The sequence below is a fragment of the Dyadobacter luticola genome (assembly GCF_005860805.1).
In the GTDB taxonomy this organism is placed as follows: Bacteria; Bacteroidota; Bacteroidia; order Cytophagales; family Spirosomataceae; genus Dyadobacter; species Dyadobacter luticola.
The window spans coordinates 1,861,002-1,877,701 of record NZ_VCEJ01000004.1; the positions used below are offsets into that span (position 1 = coordinate 1,861,002).

The 16,700-nt window shown below is 43.6% G+C and carries 20 protein-coding genes and 1 tRNA gene; 18 read left to right on the top strand and 3 right to left on the bottom strand.

Annotated elements, in window-relative coordinates; all coding sequences use genetic code 11:
- Positions 1–2: 2 nt before the first annotated feature.
- From FEN17_RS18470 to FEN17_RS18535, 14 genes are all read left to right on the top strand, one after another.
- Positions 3–344 carry a DUF4133 domain-containing protein gene (locus FEN17_RS18470; RefSeq protein ID WP_138366786.1) on the top strand — a complete coding sequence of 114 codons (342 nt, stop codon included), beginning with the start codon at positions 3–5 and terminating at the stop codon, positions 342–344.
- Positions 325–2,790: a TraG family conjugative transposon ATPase gene (locus FEN17_RS18475; RefSeq protein WP_138366787.1), complete on the top strand. Its 2,466-nt coding sequence runs from the start codon at positions 325–327 to the stop codon at positions 2,788–2,790. Before FEN17_RS18470 ends, FEN17_RS18475 begins: the two co-directional genes overlap by 20 nt.
- Positions 2,787–3,464: a conjugal transfer protein TraI gene (locus FEN17_RS18480; protein ID WP_138366788.1), complete on the top strand. Its 678-nt coding sequence runs from the start codon at positions 2,787–2,789 to the stop codon at positions 3,462–3,464. Before FEN17_RS18475 ends, FEN17_RS18480 begins: the two co-directional genes overlap by 4 nt.
- A 7-nt stretch (positions 3,465–3,471) precedes the next feature.
- A complete protein-coding gene (locus FEN17_RS18485; protein WP_138366789.1) occupies positions 3,472–4,113 on the top strand; it encodes a hypothetical protein in 642 nt (213 codons plus the stop codon).
- Between the two features lie 5 nt (positions 4,114–4,118).
- Complete coding sequence (locus FEN17_RS18490) at positions 4,119–4,754, top strand: TerB family tellurite resistance protein (protein WP_138366790.1); 636 nt, start codon at positions 4,119–4,121, stop codon at positions 4,752–4,754.
- 10 nt (positions 4,755–4,764) lie between these two features.
- A complete protein-coding gene (traJ, locus tag FEN17_RS18495; protein WP_138366791.1) occupies positions 4,765–5,886 on the top strand; it encodes a conjugative transposon protein TraJ in 1,122 nt (373 codons plus the stop codon).
- 12 nt (positions 5,887–5,898) lie between these two features.
- Positions 5,899–6,516: a conjugative transposon protein TraK gene (traK, locus tag FEN17_RS18500; protein WP_138366792.1), complete on the top strand. Its 618-nt coding sequence runs from the start codon at positions 5,899–5,901 to the stop codon at positions 6,514–6,516.
- A gap of 3 nt (positions 6,517–6,519) precedes the next feature.
- Positions 6,520–6,945 (top strand): hypothetical protein, encoded by a 426-nt coding sequence (locus tag FEN17_RS18505; RefSeq protein ID WP_138366793.1) that lies wholly within the window; start codon positions 6,520–6,522, stop codon positions 6,943–6,945.
- Positions 6,920–8,224, top strand: coding sequence for a conjugative transposon protein TraM (traM, locus tag FEN17_RS18510; RefSeq protein WP_138366794.1), 1,305 nt, complete (start codon positions 6,920–6,922; stop codon positions 8,222–8,224). Before FEN17_RS18505 ends, traM begins: the two co-directional genes overlap by 26 nt.
- A 27-nt stretch (positions 8,225–8,251) precedes the next feature.
- The gene (gene traN, locus FEN17_RS18515; RefSeq protein ID WP_138366795.1) at positions 8,252–9,079 is read left to right on the top strand and encodes a conjugative transposon protein TraN; all 828 of its coding nucleotides are present in this window, start codon (positions 8,252–8,254) and stop codon (positions 9,077–9,079) included.
- 27 nt (positions 9,080–9,106) lie between these two features.
- Positions 9,107–9,901 (top strand): hypothetical protein, encoded by a 795-nt coding sequence (locus FEN17_RS18520; RefSeq protein ID WP_138366796.1) that lies wholly within the window; start codon positions 9,107–9,109, stop codon positions 9,899–9,901.
- A gap of 3 nt (positions 9,902–9,904) precedes the next feature.
- Positions 9,905–10,192 (top strand): hypothetical protein, encoded by a 288-nt coding sequence (locus FEN17_RS18525; RefSeq protein ID WP_138366797.1) that lies wholly within the window; start codon positions 9,905–9,907, stop codon positions 10,190–10,192.
- 25 nt (positions 10,193–10,217) lie between these two features.
- Complete coding sequence (locus FEN17_RS18530) at positions 10,218–10,490, top strand: helix-turn-helix domain-containing protein (protein WP_138366798.1); 273 nt, start codon at positions 10,218–10,220, stop codon at positions 10,488–10,490.
- Positions 10,491–10,555: 65 nt separating this feature from the next.
- Complete coding sequence (locus tag FEN17_RS18535) at positions 10,556–10,768, top strand: hypothetical protein (protein WP_229208876.1); 213 nt, start codon at positions 10,556–10,558, stop codon at positions 10,766–10,768.
- 465 nt (positions 10,769–11,233) lie between these two features.
- Here FEN17_RS18535 and FEN17_RS18540 read toward each other — a convergent pair whose 3' ends face one another.
- The 3 genes from FEN17_RS18540 to FEN17_RS18550 all read right to left on the bottom strand — a co-directional run bounded on the left by FEN17_RS18540 (position 11,234) and on the right by FEN17_RS18550 (position 14,127).
- A complete protein-coding gene (locus FEN17_RS18540) occupies positions 11,234–12,274 on the bottom strand; it encodes a DUF932 domain-containing protein (RefSeq protein WP_138366799.1) in 1,041 nt (346 codons plus the stop codon).
- A gap of 295 nt (positions 12,275–12,569) precedes the next feature.
- The gene (locus FEN17_RS18545) at positions 12,570–13,790 is read right to left on the bottom strand and encodes a site-specific integrase (protein ID WP_138366800.1); all 1,221 of its coding nucleotides are present in this window, start codon (positions 13,788–13,790) and stop codon (positions 12,570–12,572) included.
- 252 nt (positions 13,791–14,042) lie between these two features.
- Positions 14,043–14,127, bottom strand: a tRNA-Ser gene (locus FEN17_RS18550).
- A gap of 228 nt (positions 14,128–14,355) precedes the next feature.
- Here FEN17_RS18550 and FEN17_RS18555 point away from each other — a divergent pair.
- Genes FEN17_RS18555 through FEN17_RS27515 form a run of 4 tightly spaced genes read left to right on the top strand, consistent with a single transcriptional unit; the run spans position 14,356 to position 16,558 of the window.
- A complete protein-coding gene (locus FEN17_RS18555; RefSeq protein ID WP_138366801.1) occupies positions 14,356–15,207 on the top strand; it encodes an ABC transporter ATP-binding protein in 852 nt (283 codons plus the stop codon).
- A 30-nt stretch (positions 15,208–15,237) separates the two neighbouring features.
- Positions 15,238–16,020 (top strand): hypothetical protein, encoded by a 783-nt coding sequence (locus FEN17_RS18560; protein ID WP_138366802.1) that lies wholly within the window; start codon positions 15,238–15,240, stop codon positions 16,018–16,020.
- Positions 16,021–16,060: 40 nt separating this feature from the next.
- A complete protein-coding gene (locus tag FEN17_RS18565; RefSeq protein ID WP_229208877.1) occupies positions 16,061–16,396 on the top strand; it encodes a GntR family transcriptional regulator in 336 nt (111 codons plus the stop codon).
- 21 nt (positions 16,397–16,417) lie between these two features.
- Positions 16,418–16,558 carry a hypothetical protein gene (locus FEN17_RS27515; RefSeq protein WP_205748171.1) on the top strand — a complete coding sequence of 47 codons (141 nt, stop codon included), beginning with the start codon at positions 16,418–16,420 and terminating at the stop codon, positions 16,556–16,558.
- Positions 16,559–16,700 lie beyond the last annotated feature (142 nt).

Consider the following 16,700-nt stretch of genomic DNA (forward strand, 5'->3'; position numbering starts at 1 on the left):
TTATGGCAAGCACGAGCATTTACCAAATCAACAAGGGCATTAACACTTCCATTGAATTCAAGGGGCTCAAAGCGCAGTACATCTGGTATATGGGTGGTGCGGCGATTGTTTTGTTTGCGATTTACACGCTGCTTTACGTATGCGGCATCCGCTCTTACATCTGTGTGGGCATTGTGATTTGCCTGGGTATCCCAATGATCATGGGCATTTATCACCTTAGTTCGGCTTATGGCGAGCACGGCGTTACCAAAATGCTCGCACGGCGAAGCGTGCCCAAATATGTGAAGTCCAATTCAAGGCGCATTTTTAAAACCCGTACCAGCAATGGAAAAGTTACTGGATGATCTGATCCCGATCATGGATGTGGAACACGATTGCATCCTATCCAAGCAAGGAGACATCACGGTGGTATTTCAGGCAGATTTGCCTGAAATATTCACCCTCTCCGATCACGACTATGAGGCTTTTCACCAAACCTGGGTGAAAGCGCTCCGTGTACTGCCAGCACATTCCGTCTTCCACAAGCAGGATTGGTTTGTCGACAGCCGCTATGAGCCGGACTTCTCGCGTGAGGATAAAAGCTTTTTGTCGATGCAAAGCGAGCGCTATTTTAACGAGCGGCCGTTTTTGGATCACAGCTGCTACATCTACATCACCAAAAAGCCAGCAAACCGGAAGGTTTCCAGCTCGCTGGTGTCAAATCTGGTGAGACCTACACTGATGCCGGAGGAAACGATGGATGAGAAAGTATTGCAGGATCTGCATAGCTGTGTGGGTCAGTTCCGGCACATTATGGAGGACAGCGGATTTGTGAAGTTGAGGAGGTTGAAAGATGATGAACTTTGGAGCTACAACGCGAAGGCTGGTATTATCGAGCAGTACTGTTACCTGTCGCCAGGAGACGAGCCGCTGATCAAGGATATACAGTTTGATGAAAATATCCGGATCGGCAGCCAGCACTGTCAGCTCTATACGCTGGCAGATACCGAGGACTTGCCAGGTACGTGTGGCTCTCAAATCCACTTCGACCGCTACTCGACGGACAAGACTAAGTTCAGCATTGGCTATTCGTCTTCACTCGGCCAGCTATTAAGCTGCAACCATATTTACAACCAATACATTTTCATTGATGACGGGCAGAAGACGCTCCGAAAGATGGAAACAAAAAGGTTGCGGCTTCAATCCTTGGCGGCTTACTCACGGAAAAATGCTATTGCGCTTGATGCAACGAATGCGTTTTTGAACGAGGCGATTTCCGCCCAGCGGATGCCGGTCAGGGCGCATTTTAATCTGCTGGTGTGGACAGAGAAGAAGGAGGAGCTTAATGAATTGAATAACAAAGTTTCCGCTGCACTCGCCCAAATGGAAGCTGTCGCAAAAAAGGAGACAACTGGAGCGCCGCAGATTTTTTGGGCTGGCATCCCAGGTAACGCGGCAGATTTTCCGATGAATGAGACCTTTGATTGTTTTGCGGAACAGGCTTCATGCTTTCTGAACCTGGAAACAGGTTACCGTTCTTCGATCAGCCCGGTCGGCTTGCGACTTGGGGATAGGCTCACAGGCAAACCGGTTCATGTGGATATCAGTGACGAGCCGATCAAAAAAGGGATTTGCACGAACCGAAATAAATTTATTCTCGGTCCATCTGGAAGTGGCAAATCGTTTTTTACCAATCACATGGTCAGGAGCTATTATGAACAGGGTTCTCACATTGTGCTAGTCGATGTCGGTCATTCCTATAAAGGCTTGTGTGACCTAGTGAATGGATATTATTTCACTTACCAAGAAACCAACCCGATCAAGTTCAATCCGTTTTACATCGGCGAAGGCGACGCGCTTGACACTGAGAAGAAGGAAAGCATCAAAACGCTGATCCTGGCACTTTGGAAAAAGGATAATGAGGTGTTTAAACGAAGCGAGTATGTGGCCTTATCCAATGCGCTAACGCTGTATTATGCTCACATCGCAGAATCTGACGAGTTTGCATGCTTTAACACTTTCTATGAATTCTTGCGGGATGAATTTGTCCCGATACTCGACGAGGATAAGGTGAAAGACAGGGATTTTGATGTGGCTAATCTCCTCTATGTTTTGCGACCATATTATCAGGGCGGAGAATTTGACTATCTGCTCAATGCGACGGAGAACATTGACCTTTTAAATGAGCGGTTCATTGTCTTCGAACTGGACAATATTAAAGATCATCCAATACTTTTTCCTGTGGTAACAATCATTATCATGGAGGTTTTCATCAGCAAAATGAGAAAGCTGAAAGGGATTCGGAAGATGATATTAATTGAAGAAGCATGGAAGGCAATCGCAAAGGAAGGTATGGCTGATTACATTAAGTATCTGTTCAAAACCGTGCGGAAGTATCTGGGAGAAGCGATTGTGGTGACGCAGGAGGTGGAAGATATCATCAGTTCACCGGTCGTAAAGCAGGCTATCATCAACAACAGCGATTGCAAGATCCTGCTTGACCAGAGCAAATACCAGAACAAGTTTGATCAGATCCAGGAACTGCTCGGGTTGACCGAGAAAGAGAAAACTCTGATCCTTTCGGTTAATAAAGCCAACGATCCACTCCGGAAGTACAAAGAAGTCTTCATCAGCCTTGGCGGTACGCTTTCAAGGGTTTACCGGACGGAGGTGAGTTTGGAAGAATATCTGTGCTACACCACCGAAGAAACCGAGAAGATCAAGGTAATCGAATACGCCGGCCGGTTTGGAAGTATGCAAAAGGGAATCGCAGCACTTGCGAGCGAAATGAAATCAACGGCAGGAACATGAGAAAGCACATCCTATTTTTCACATTGATATTTGCCCTGGTGGCTACGCCCATTCAAGAAGCCCAGGCAGCAAATCCTTGGGCGGCAATCATCAAGGCAGCGATCAAGAAAGTTGTGAAGGCAGTGGATTTGATGATCCAGCGGCGGCAGAACAAAGTGATCAGGCTTCAAAACGCACAGAAAGCCATTGAAAACACGATGGCAAAATTGCAGCTTGATGAGATCACCGATTGGGTCAAAAAGCAGCGCGACCTTTATAGAAAGTATTATGATGAGCTCAAAAAGGTCAAAGCAGTTATCGCCTATTATTTCAAGATCAAGCAGATCGCAGATAAAAACTCCCGGCTCGTAGACGAGTACAAAAGGTTTTGGGGACTGATCTCAGATGATAAGCATTTCACAGCTCAGGAGCGCAACTACATCTTTCAGGTGTATGTAGGTATCCTCGAAAATTCTGCAAAGAATGTGGACTTGCTCAAAATGGTGGTAGAATCCCTCACGATGCAAATGACAGATGCGAAGCGGCTGGAACTGATCGAAAATGCTGCGGATAAAACGGATCAATTGTACACCGATCTGACCCGGTTCAATCAGGAAAATGCAATGCTGAGCATCAGCCGCGCTAAGAATCAGCATGAAGTGGATGTTGTGAAGAAGCTTTACGGACTCAACTAGAAGGATCATGAAAGGGATTTTAATTTTACTGACCATGATTTTCATCAACACGACTTTGCAAGCGCAGACATTCAAGGAATGGTTTCGGCAGAAAAAGACCCAGAAGAAGTACCTGATCGAGCAGATCGCCCAGCTGAAAATCTATTTGGAGCTGACGGAAAAAGGGTACAAAATCGCTAAGCAGGGATTGACCGCCATTGGAGATTTGAAGCGGGGTGAATTCAAACTCCACAAAAATTACGTTGATTCTCTCAAAATTGTCAATCCGAAAATTGCCAACCTCCCAAAGATCAAATGGATCGGCGCGTACAACGGTGATGTTAGAAACATTTGCTCGACATGTCTTTCGAAAAATGGCCTGACTGAATATCTCAGCGGCGATGAGCTCGCTTACCTCCGGGCCGTGTTTGACCGGCTAGATTCCGATTGCGATAAAATAATGCGCACACTCGAAGAAGTGACCATCGATGGAAATCTTGCAATGACCGACGATGAGCGAATAAGAAGGATCGAGGCGCTTTACCAGCAAACACTTTTCAACCTCACGTTTTCAAAAGCTTTTTGTAACGAGTCGGCGGTACTGGCGGCGGCGAGGATGAAGGAGAAAGGCGATGTGATAACCGGTCGGGCACTGCGCGGCATAAATTGAAAACAATGAGAAACGTATTGATACTTTTTGTATTTGGCGCGATGCTTATTCCTGCAAAACAAGCGTCGGCGCAAACGCCGGAAGTCACTCAGCTGATTTTGAATATCCAGAAGCTAAATCAACTTCGTAAAATATTGAAGGAGCTGAAAGCGGGTTACGATATCCTATTCAAAGGCTACACAACCATCAAGGATATTTCGAAAGGAAATTTCAAGCTGCACGAAGCGTTTTTGGACGGTTTACTGGAAGTAAGCCCCGCCGTAAAACGCTACAAACGGATCGCCGAGATCATTGACTTTCAGCTAAAACTAGTCTCCGAATATAGGACAGCGTTCGGCCAATTTCAATCCGGAAAATACTTCAACAAGGATGAGCTCGATTACATGGAGCGCGTCTATGCCAGGTTGATCAACCAAAGTTTGAAAAACCTGGATGCACTAACAATGGTAGTTACAGCCAAAAAAATGCGAATGTCTGACGATGAGCGGTTATCAGCCATTGACAAAATCCACGAAGAAATGCAGGACAAGCTTGTCTTTCTTCGCCACTTCAACTCCACAGCTGCAACCCTCGGCTTGCAACGTGCCAAAGTTGCTGTTGAAGTCGAAACCAGCGCAGAGTTAAACGGCATCCAGCTCTAATCTCAAAATTATGAACGCATTTACAAGAGCCGCTATAATAGCGGTGTTAGCTACCGCTTTGCCTCAGATTTCCTTCGCGCAGGGCTTTCCTGAACAAATTAGTGGACTGCATAGTGTGCTTGACAAACTCTACGACGAGATGATGCCCATGTGTGCGAAGTTGATTAGCGTCGGACGCGGTATCGCTGGCTTTGCCGCAATATGGTATATCGCCTCACGGATCTGGCGGCACCTGGCAAACGCAGAGCCGATCGATTTTTATCCTCTTTTCAGACCGTTTGTGATCGGATTTGCAATCCTGATTTTCCCTTCTGTTCTGGCAATGATCAATGGTATAATGTCACCAGTAGTTCGCGCTACATCTGCGATGGTCGAAGGCTCAAACGAGGCGATTACTTTGCTATTGAAGAAAAAGGAAGAGGCGATTATGAAAACCAACGCCTGGCAAATGTATATCGGTGCAACGGGAAATGGGGACAGGGACAAATGGTATAAGTACACGCACGGGAACGAGGATCCGTCAGGCGAAGGGATCATGGCCAGCGTAGGTAATGACATCAAATTTTCGATGGCAAAAGCTTCCTACAATTTCAGGAATTCCATCAAGGAGTGGATGAGCGAAATACTCAGGTTGCTATTTGAAGCTGCCGCACTCTGTATCAATACGCTTCGGACATTTCAGTTGATTGTCCTAGCCATTGTCGGCCCTATTGCTTTTGGTATCTCGGTTTTTGACGGTTTTCAGCATACGCTTACGGGGTGGATTGCCCGCTACATTAACATCTTTTTTTGGCTGCCGGTCGCGAACATTTTTGGCGCTATCATTGGCAAAATCCAGGAAATGATGCTGACACTGGATATTAGCCAGGTGGAAGGTGCTGGCGAAACATTTTTCAGCTCGACGGATATGGCTTACCTGATCTTCCTGATCATCGGGATCGTGGGATATTTCGCAGTACCCGCAACAGCTAACTACATAGTTCAGGCCGGAGGTGGGAATCCATTTCTTTATAAAGTTACTACGCTGTTTTCGCAGACAGCCACCGGCTTTGGAAATAGGGCTTTCCCGGCAGGCGGTGGCTTCGGCTCATTACCGAAAAGTACGGCCATGCCCAAATCTCAAAATCAATAACCAAACAATGTTATGTTTACAAAAGCCAAAAATCTGGAAACTGCATTCCGGCATGTCCGCAGCTTTACATTGCTCGTGATCATCGGCTGTATAGGCTTCTGCTGCTTTGCAATCTACAAAAGCTATCAGCTGGTGGATGAGACCCAGGATAAAGTGTACATCCTGGCCAGTGGGAAGGTGCTCGAAGCTTATGCGTCTGAACGAAAAGAGAATATCCCGGTTGAAGCCCGTGATCACGTAGCAAGCTTTCATCGATTCTTCTTTACGCTCGATCCAGATGACAAGGTGATCCAGTTCAACCTTGTGAAAGCACTTTATCTGGCAGACGGTTCTGCGAAGGCTCAATATGAAAATCTGAAAGAATCGGGATTTTATTCCAGCATCATTTCGGGAAACATCAGCCAGCAGATTAGCGTCGATACCGTCCAGGTTGACACAGATGATTATCCCTACCGATTTCACTGTGTCGCATCTCAGCGGATCATCCGCTCAACAAGCATCGTGACCCGCAGGCTAGTCACTGAGGGATTTCTTCGGACCGTATCCCGCAGCGATAATAATCCTCACGGCTTTCTGATAGAGCGCTGGACAACACTGGAAAACAAGGACGTCAACGTACAAAACCGATAAGCAATGTTTTACGACTTCAACAGGCACAAACAGCAACCCGTCCATTCGGAAGCGGTAAGGATGGACGATTTAGCAAGAAAATATCACGAGCATAGAAAAGCCTGTAAGCGCCGATTAGTTGGTTGGAAGATCCAAAAGATGTTCCGCATACCAGCTGCCTTTCGGCTCGCCATCTTTTTCACCGCATTGGGATTTGGGGCATGTTACTGCCTTATCCTAGTTCTGCCAACTTCTTTAACGCATCGAGATGAACATTCACTCGTAGAATTGACTGACACGAACCAAACAATTCGCGCTGCGACGGAAAGTCCAAAGCAACAGGCCTTCCAACACTACCTGGATAGTTTGGAAAGAGCCTTCGTCGCCGATAGCATTTTACATTCAAAACAAACAATCGAAGACAATGCAGAAAACAACATACACCCGTAAGTTTTTGCAGCAGCGCAAGTTTTACACTTTCCTTCCTCTTTTGGCTATACCATTCCTGACCCTCTTATTCTGGGTGATTATGAGCAGACAAAAAGACGGCGTTGCATCCGGAAAAGATCCCAAAGGTCTTATCCTAAAATTACCTGATGCGTTCTTTAAGGATGACAAGGATTTTGACAAGCTTAGCTACTATCAAAAAGCTGCTGCCGATTCGGCCAGGCTGCGAGACCTAATCGAAAAAGACCCTTATTATCAGGATACACTTCTAGCATCTAAGTCCGGCCCCTTGGGTATCCCTCTAAAAGATTTGAACGGACCTGGAAAAAAGCGAAAAGCAACTGCTGGCTCTTCCGATGTAGAAACTACGAAAGATGCGGATCAACAAGTCCATAACAAGCTTAGGGAACTGGACAAAGTGCTTTCGCAAACCAGTCAACCAAAATTTGATACCGAAAATTTTGCCAAAACTAAAATGGTTAATAAAGAATTGAGTCCGGAAATGATGAGACTTGAACAAATGATGGTAGGGCTCGACATGGAGGAAGCGGTACAAGAGGAAGATCCAGAAATGACAGAGCTTAACGGGATGCTTGACAAAATTATGCAGATTCAAAATCCGGTCCTGGCGGAAGAAAAACTTAGGGAACAATCCATTGCAAACGGGAAGCAAGTCTATCCGGTAGCAGCAGCGGGAGAAAATGTAAATTATACTTTGTTGGCAAGTACATCCTCCGACACGCTTAATCAGCAGCAAACTGACTTAAATATCAACACTGGTTTTTATGCGCTCGACAATAATGAGTTAGCGCATTCCGCTCAAAATACAATTGAAGCGGTTATTGATCAAAATCAGACCTTAGTCACCGGCGCGACGATCAAACTAAGACTAACCACCGATATTTTCATTGCCGGGAATCGCATCCTGGCAGGAAGCTTCGTCTACGGCAAAGTTAGCCTAAACCAGGAGCGATTGCGGGTTGATATCGAAGGGATCAGGCAAAACAATTCACTCTTTACAGTTAAGCTTTTTGTCTACGATCTCGATGGCATTGAGGGAATCTACATCCCGGGCGCACTTTCCAGAGACGTTGGTAAACAATCGTCTGACCGGGTAATCCAAAGTGTCAGTGTTCCAATTGTCGATCCGTCGGTAGGTGCACAAGCCGCAAGTGCAGGAATCGAGGTAGCTAAAACATTTCTAGGTCGAAAAGCCAAACTTATACAAGTCAGCGTGAAAGCCGGATATCGCGTGCTGCTCAAAGACGCGAAGGCAATCTAATTTATAATCAACTAATCCATTGTTATCATGAGAGTTTTTCTTTTGAGTCAGCTACTGCTTTGCCTAATTTTTGGGGTTCGTGGGAATTGCCAGGTGACGGAAACCAACGTCATAGACACAGTCCCGCTGGAAATAACAACATCCAAGACCACTCATATAATCTTTCCATTTGGAATTAAAACGGTTGATCGTGGGAGCCGGGACATTCTAGCTCAAAAAGCGACTGGGGTCGAAAACATTTTGCAAGTCAAAGCGGCAAAAGCTGATTTTGACACAACAAATTTGACCGTTATCACGGCGGACGGGAGGTTGTTCTCGTTTTTGGTTAGGTATGCAAGCCAGCCGCTATCGCTGAATATCCAAGTTAAAAGCTCTTTAACGGATTTGGCAACTTTTCCGGATAATCACCCCAATGAAGCGCAGATCGCCGAGTCTGCGCAAAGAGCACAAAACAGTTCAGCCCAAAACATCTCGTTGAAGGACAAATCCTCGCAGGCGAAGCTCTCACTATCAAGCATTTTTGTCGACGACGACCTACTGCTTTATAAGATTGAGCTTTCCAATAACTCGCTGTTAAAATACACCATCGAAAATTTCAAGTTTTTCATTCGCGACAAGAAGAACGCCAAACGAACAGCTATCCAGGAAACGGAAGTCAAGCCACTGCATATCCTTGGAGATACAAGTGTTGTCGCAGCTCAGTCGTCACACTCTTTTGTTTTTGCTCTCCCCAAAATGACAATTCCTGATAAAAAGTATCTGGCTGTGCAAGTTCAGGAGAGAAACGGTGGTAGGCATCTACAATTGAAAGTCCGAAACCTACACCTTCTGAAAGCCATACCAATCCATCAATAACTATTCAAAAACTAACCACTAGAAATCATGAATGAGAAAAACTTCGAATACCTGCGCGACCAAGTCAAATACTCCGGCTTCGGTGATGGTCTGGAAAATCAATTAAAAGAAAACATTAATAAGCAACCGCAGGAATTTACCCTTCAACACCAAGCGACGTTTGGAAAAGACGAAGTGAGCAGCGCTCTGCACTTCAAACGCTCTGCGACAACCGACATGTATTTCTTCAATAGCTATGATGCTTCACTGAAACGGGACCAACAGGCTGAGAAAATGAACCAGTCCTTCTATGTGGGCAAGGATAACAACATTACATTAAAGGAAGGCTATAATCTCATGAGCGGCAGGGCGGTTAATAAGGATCTTACGAATAAAGAAGGAAAAATCTATAACGCCTGGCTTCAAATGGATTTCAAGCAAACTGACAATGCCGGAAATTACAAGCTCAAACAATTTCACTCCAACTATGGGTTTGATCTTGAAAAGGAGCTGGCCAAACATCCGATTAAAGAACTACAAAATGCCCAGGACAAATCCAGAATGCTGGATTCACTTCAAAAAGGGAATAGGCAATCCGTGACTTTCCTGGAAAATGGCAACGAGCAGCGCCGGTACATCGAGGCGAATCCACAATTCAAAACGCTGACTGTATTTGATGCGAATATGCATAAAATAGGGAATCGCCAGTCCCAAAACGTATCGCAGTCTAACGGCCAAAAATATGACCAGAAGGTTTCCAATGACCTCCCCGGGGACGATGAAAAAGATCACCATTCGGGTAATAAAGTCAAGAAATCGAAAGGTGTGGCACTTAGTCAATGAGTTATGGATGTCGCATCCCACCTAGACCGATTTTTCAAGAAAATCAGTGTAGACGCCCGTGTGACAGTTACACATATCAGCGTCTACACTGCTATCCTGCAAAGCCTGCGTAAAACTGGCCAAAACGGCCTTTCGATGTTTGGTTTTGAATTGATGCAGGTTGCCAAAATTTCGAGTGGAAAAACTTACTATAAAGCGCTACGGGAGCTAAATGAATTTGGATATATCTGCTACGAGCCTTCGTTCAAGAAAAATCAGCCCAGCAGGATTTCGCTTCCCGATAGTACTTAAAACGTATTCTCAAAACCATTGCAATATGAACATTGAAGTAATCACGAGAGAAGATTTGCAAATTCTGCGCCGGGAACTGCTTGAAGATTTAAAACAGCTTCTGGCTGGCTCTAAGCAAGAGCCCAAGAAATGGCTGAGAAGCGCGGACGTTCGTAAGTTGCTCAACATCTCAGCTGGGACGTTGCAAAACCTCCGGGTTAACGGGCAACTTAGACCCAGCAAGATTGGCGGATCATTCTTCTACGCATTTCAGGATATTCAATCGCTTATGCAAGCTGACACAAAACGAGGAAAATGATGAAGAGATCAATAGGAAAGTTTATCAACCGTATCATGATTGACCAGAGGGTTAGAATATGGCATATGGGAACATATTTGGCACTTGTTCTGCTCTGGGAAAAGAATCGTCAATCAAGCCCATTCCAGGTGACCCGGCGAATGATCATGCAAATGTCAAGGGCGAAAAGTACAAAGACTTATCACAAGTATCTGAAGGAATTGGAAGAGCTGGGCTATATCAAATATTTGCCATCGTACCATCCCACAGACGGCAGCAAAATCTGGCTGATCGAATAATTGAAAATTCTGTGCAGGCTTGTATCAAGGCTTGAATGTAGTAGTGACACTGGCTAGCTTTGAAAGATCACCAATATAAATTACGGCTATGGCTCTGATATTCAGTATTACATCTGTGATCTCTTACGGACTAATATTGCTTCTAATTGGCGCAGGAGTCCGGATTTTCGTATCGAGACGGCGCTTCAAACGCCGCGGATATGGAGGGGCACAGCTATTTACTAGCTATTGGTCGGCAGTTATGATATCAACTATCGAGGGGGTCTTGATGATTATTTCAGCATTGTCAATCGTGGGCGGGATACTTTTGATATTGGTAGAAATATTTAATCAGCATTAAACGGAAATTCAATAGTCTTTAAATAGAACGCCTGCGGTTCGAAGCTGATGAAAGCTTCGAACCGCAGGCGAATTTTTAAAAGTATCTCCGTTGACCGAAATTGTCGACGGAGATATGAAAATGACCTAATTAAGTGATGCCGGACCGCGCAGAGTAAATTCACTGCACAAATTAAAAGCTGCTTGGGATCTTAACTGAGCAGTTCCGCCGAGCACTATCGATTTCAATTTAGCCTCGTCATTCTGGAATCTACGAACGTTCTGAAAATAACCTGTCACTGCATTGTAAGCTCCAAATACGGTGCCCATTGTTGAGGGCAATTGCTGGGTTGGATTTGACAAAGCATATTCGTAAACATCTTCGACAATATTGATGAACTGCGTTGATAGAGCATTGTCCTTGCCATCTTTCAGATTCCCTAATACTTGTTTATTTGGTGCCATAGCGATTTCGATCAGTTTTCTGAGTTGTGGATCGGTGATTGGTTTCTTTGCCCATTGATTGAATACCTCTCCAACCTGATCACTAAACCGGCTTGCTATGCCCATGACTTTGTGCGCTGTCGTCAGCCTTTCAGTCGCGTTACTAGTGTGCCGGATTTTGACCACGTTGGTCATGTTTTTCATCGCGGCGTTGAGCGTATTGGCGCAGACGATCCGAACCGGCGTAAATGCGGCTGTAATACTTCCACTTCCATCATGCGAGGTTGTCAGGAAAAGGTACTTTTCAATTAAATCGTCTCTGCCAACCTCAATGTAACCGGGTAATTTGGCAGTGATAAAGATCCTTTCACCCTTTCCAAGTGCGCCAGCTGTCTCATACATAATTCCATCACCGCCCACGATGCTGTCAAAAAATGTAAATGCATTCCGATTCTGAACAATTTGATAATCCTTGCCAACTATTCCCAAAACTGCCCCGTTATCAGTTCGCATAGTTGCATAAAAATTTGGTACCGGCACGTTTTCAGTCGGATTTTGACTGCTCAGATTTGCTGCAAACAAACCCGCTTTTTGAACTTGGTAGTCCAAACCTGCGTGATTAATTGCTTCGCCACTTGTCGGATACTGATCCACGATTTGACCGAGTCCATGCCATGCTTTTTCTTTTACCGAAAAGAAACTGTCTTTTTGAGTGATTTCATTGAAATTGATGTTGTGAGCCATGATTACTGCCGTTAGAAGTTAGAAATAATTTTCTTTCTTCTTCCTCTCGCTCCCTTAAAATGAATGTTTGACAAAGAAAAAACGAGAAAAAAGAAAGCCCTTCTAACAGTGGCCCTTTATCAGCCAAAAGGAAACGGAATAAGTGCCCGACGGGCTGGCGGCATAGCTTTTGATATTCTTTACAATAGAAAAAGCCGCCATTATGCCGTAAGCTTTTGGCGGCTTCTCGCAGTCTTAGGAAATAGGGCCACTTTTTTAGCTGCCCTTTTGCCGAGTTTGATTGTCAAACAGTTATCTACGAATTACCTAATACTTCCTTCAACTTTCTCATATCATCCCCGATTTTCTTGTCTACAATCTTAGCGTAAAGCTGAGTTGTTTTGATATTCCGATGTCCCAACATTTTTGAAACGCTCTCAATTGGCACTCCATTGGTCAAAGTAACGGTTGTCGCGAAAGTGTGTCTGGCCAAATGAAAGGTAATAGCCTTGGTAATACCACACAGATCAGAAATTTCCTTAAGGTAGGAATTCATTTTCTGATTAGATAGTACCGGGAGCAGTCTATCCTGATTTATGCATTGCGGATGCTCGTTGTATTCAGCGACGATCAACAACGCTTGTGGAAGAAGTGGAATTCTCGACGCCGAGTCAGTTTTTTGTCGTTTTATTACAACCCACTTTTCGCCATCGCTACCATCAATAATTTCGGAACGTTTAAGCTTGAAAACATCAGCATAAGCCAGCCCAGTGTAGCAACAGAATAAAAATATGTCCCGTACCTGAGCCAGTCGACCTTGCCCGAAATCACGATTAGTAATCAATTGTAATTCAGGACCAGTCAGCGCTTGTCGGTCAACTTCATGCTTTGTCATTTTGTAAGCATGAAAAGGGTCACGTGGTAGCCATCCCCGCTTAATGCACAGAAGAGATATCTTTTTAAAATTCGATAGATACTTCATCGTGGTATTGTGGCTGCATTTCCGCACAGCCTTCATCCAGAATTCGTAGTCGGCTATAAAGTCGTAATCAAGCTTGTCAATCTCCAGATCGTCTGTCCGATACTTATACCTTATGAATTCTTTAGTATGTTCATAAGACGTTTTATACCGTTCCAATGTACCCGGAGCAAAGTCTGTTCCCACCAGCTTTGACATCTTATCGTTATGCTCGTAAAAAATCTCCAGGATCATCTTTGGCTTTACCGCACTTCCGACAAGAACATTTTTTACAGACTCAGCTGTAATGGTCTTACCAGCTTCTATCAACTGCCTGTGAACATCATAAACCTTAGATTGTAGGGTATCCAAATAAGCATTGAGACTTTTCACATCCTCTTTGACACCATTCTTCCTACCTGCTGACGAGTTCCATTTTTCCGGCTCACACTTCCTTTTAGTACTAATTTCAATCCTTTGACCATCCACTGTCAACCGCATGTAGATCGGCAATTCTCCCTTGGCGTAATTGTTGCGTTTCTTTAGATAAAATAGCAACGTGAAGCTTTTTGTTAACATAGCAATCAGATTTTAAATGATTTAAAATTATGATTGCAACCAATTGAAATCAAGATGTGTACGCCGTAAACATGTTCATATATAACACGTTACAAGCGATTCGGTGAGCAATTTTTTTTCCTTCCAACTGCTCACCGAACTGCTCACCAACATATTGGGAATTTTTGAACATTTTTGGCATTAAATTAAAAAGAAAAAAGCCTACAAATCGTTGATTTGCAGGCTTTTGATGCTTTTTAATATTTGATTTCGCAGAGAGAGAGGGATTCGAACCCCCGGACCTGTTACAGTCAACGGTTTTCAAGACCGTCGCAATCGACCACTCTGCCATCTCTCTAAATGTTTCGGCGTATCCGAAACGTGGTGCAAAAATAGGAACAAAATTGTTAAGCGCAAGTTCTACGTTAAATTTTCTTCCACTTTTGATCAATCTACTAAGTTGGATGAAAATGACTTTTAAAGTATCAAGATTGATAATTACAAAAATTTAAATCATCCAAGAGTAAATACATCCCACCGTCTCCTTCTAAGTGATGTAGCTATCTACAACACTAAATCACTTATTATGATCACATTTGATAACGTTTCTTTCCGGTATAAGCGACGTAAACCGTTATTTGAAAATCTGAGCCTGAACTTGGTGCCGGGCCACATCTACGGCTTGTTGGGCAGAAATGGGGAGGGTAAATCGACATTATTGAGACATATTGCTGGTTTGGTTTTTCCGGATAAGGGCGAGATCGATGTCTTTGGTTTCAAACCCTTTGAAAGGCGGCCTGGGTTTCTGCGAGAGGTTTTTTACATACCAGAGGAGCCTTATCTGCCGTCGGGCACTGTCAAAAGTTTGTCGGAAAGATATGGTTCGCTTTATGTCAATTTTGATCATGGCGTATTCGTAAAAGCGATCTTTCAGTTCGATATATTCGAAAATGAAAAATTGGACAACCTCTCTTATGGGCAGCGAAAAAAAGTGATTATTGCCTTTGCATTAGCCGCCAACACCAAGGTCTTGTTAATGGATGAGCCGACAAACGGGTTGGATATACCTTCCAAGACGCAGTTTAAAAAGCTGGTATTGTCGACTTTTAATGAAGAGCGCATTATCGTAATGGCGACGCATCAGGTCCGTGATTTGGAAAATCTGATCGATACGATAATCATATTGCATGAAAATAAATTAGCGCTTCAAGCCAAAACTGATGAAGTTTCGCAGCTGCTGTCGTTTCAGATTCGTCCTGAATTACAAGATCACGAGGATGTATTATATGCGCAAATCAGTCCAGGCGGATATAAGGTTGTGACAAAGAATATATTTGGTAATGCAGGGCAAATTAATCTTGAATACCTGTTCAATGCGGTTATTGAAAGTCCTTCAAGTATGAAGGAAATTTTTGATCAACTGCCTGTGAGAAATTAAGTATACATTAAAAATAGACCAATACATTTAATGGAAAAATCATTTAGTTTTCAAAGAATTGGCATATTAATTCAGCTTGACTTTTTTCAAAAATGGAAAAGTTATGCGTGGATGGGATCATTACTTATAGGTTGCACATTACTTTTGCTGCTGCCGCCGCTATTTTTTAACGAATATAATCACCTGAGTCAGCTGGTTCAATATGGTGCAATTCCAATTCTATTTTTTGGAAGTACCTGTTATACCAGCATTGCTTTGTCGGATTACGTCGATGGCACCAAAGGTATATTTGCATTGATGACACCAGCGTCAACGGCTGAGAAAATCATTTGTTCATTGGTTGTTAATTTCGCTTTTCTTATAGCTTTTCTGGTCTTTTTTTGGCAAATGCATTATAGGATCATCGATATTGCAAATGTAAAAATTCCAACCGGAGCAACATTTTATACTGCTGTTAGTGAGGATGTTATGATTTACATCTCCTATTGTTATTTCTTGTTTCATAGTGTCGTTTTCGCAGGCTCAATCTACTTCTCCAAGTTATCTTATGTAAAGACCCTTAGCTTCTCCATTGCTGGTGCTATTTTACTAAGTGTCTTAAATACAGCCTTTGCTAAATTCTTGGCAGGATATCCGTTAATGTTGGGTGCGATCCCATTTGCGGGCTGGTCGGTTGTTCGTGATAATAGCTTGAAAGTGTATCGCGTTTCGGCAGGAGATCTGATTTTTCCCTTGCAATATCTTCTTCCCATACTCCTGATTTCGGGCTTGTACCTCGTTGCAAATCTACGCTTAAAAGAAAAGCAGATTTAATTTTGCCCAAGTGGATTTTAGAGACAGACAATCAATATACATGCAGATAGCAGATTATATCTGTGACGGAATTTTGCAGGGAAAGTGGAACGAGGGGGAGCGGATTCCTTCTGTTCGGGAACTTGCCGTTTCAATGGAAGTAAATCCCCACACCATTTTAAGAAGCTATGAATATCTTCAAACCCGTGATATTATTACCAATAAACGTGGGGTAGGGTATTCTGTTTCTATAATGGGTAAAGAGAAAATTTTATCATACCGAAAGGAACGTTTTATAGAAACCGAACTGCCATTATTCTTTTCAACCTTACAGCTGCTCAATATCAGTATAGAAGAAGTGAAAACGCTATATGATATGCAGGTAACCAGAAATTAAATAGTCATCAATCATAACATCATGAAGACAAGCAATAAATTACTGCTCGCCCTGCTCGTCGGGTTCTTAATTGCCGTACTGGCCAACAATTTTTTCGTCAAGCTGGCATATCAGAAAACGATACAAACTGATTCGCGAAAGCTTCCGCATATTCAACATTGAATGTCCTCCTGGACCGACGGAGCCCCCGATCCCACGCATTCCCGCCCAACTGCTAAGTAACCTAAAAGCTACTTTTTTTAGGTTGATTGAGAATTTACTGCGACATTTATATGTCTCAACAATTCTCCTAATCAATAATAAA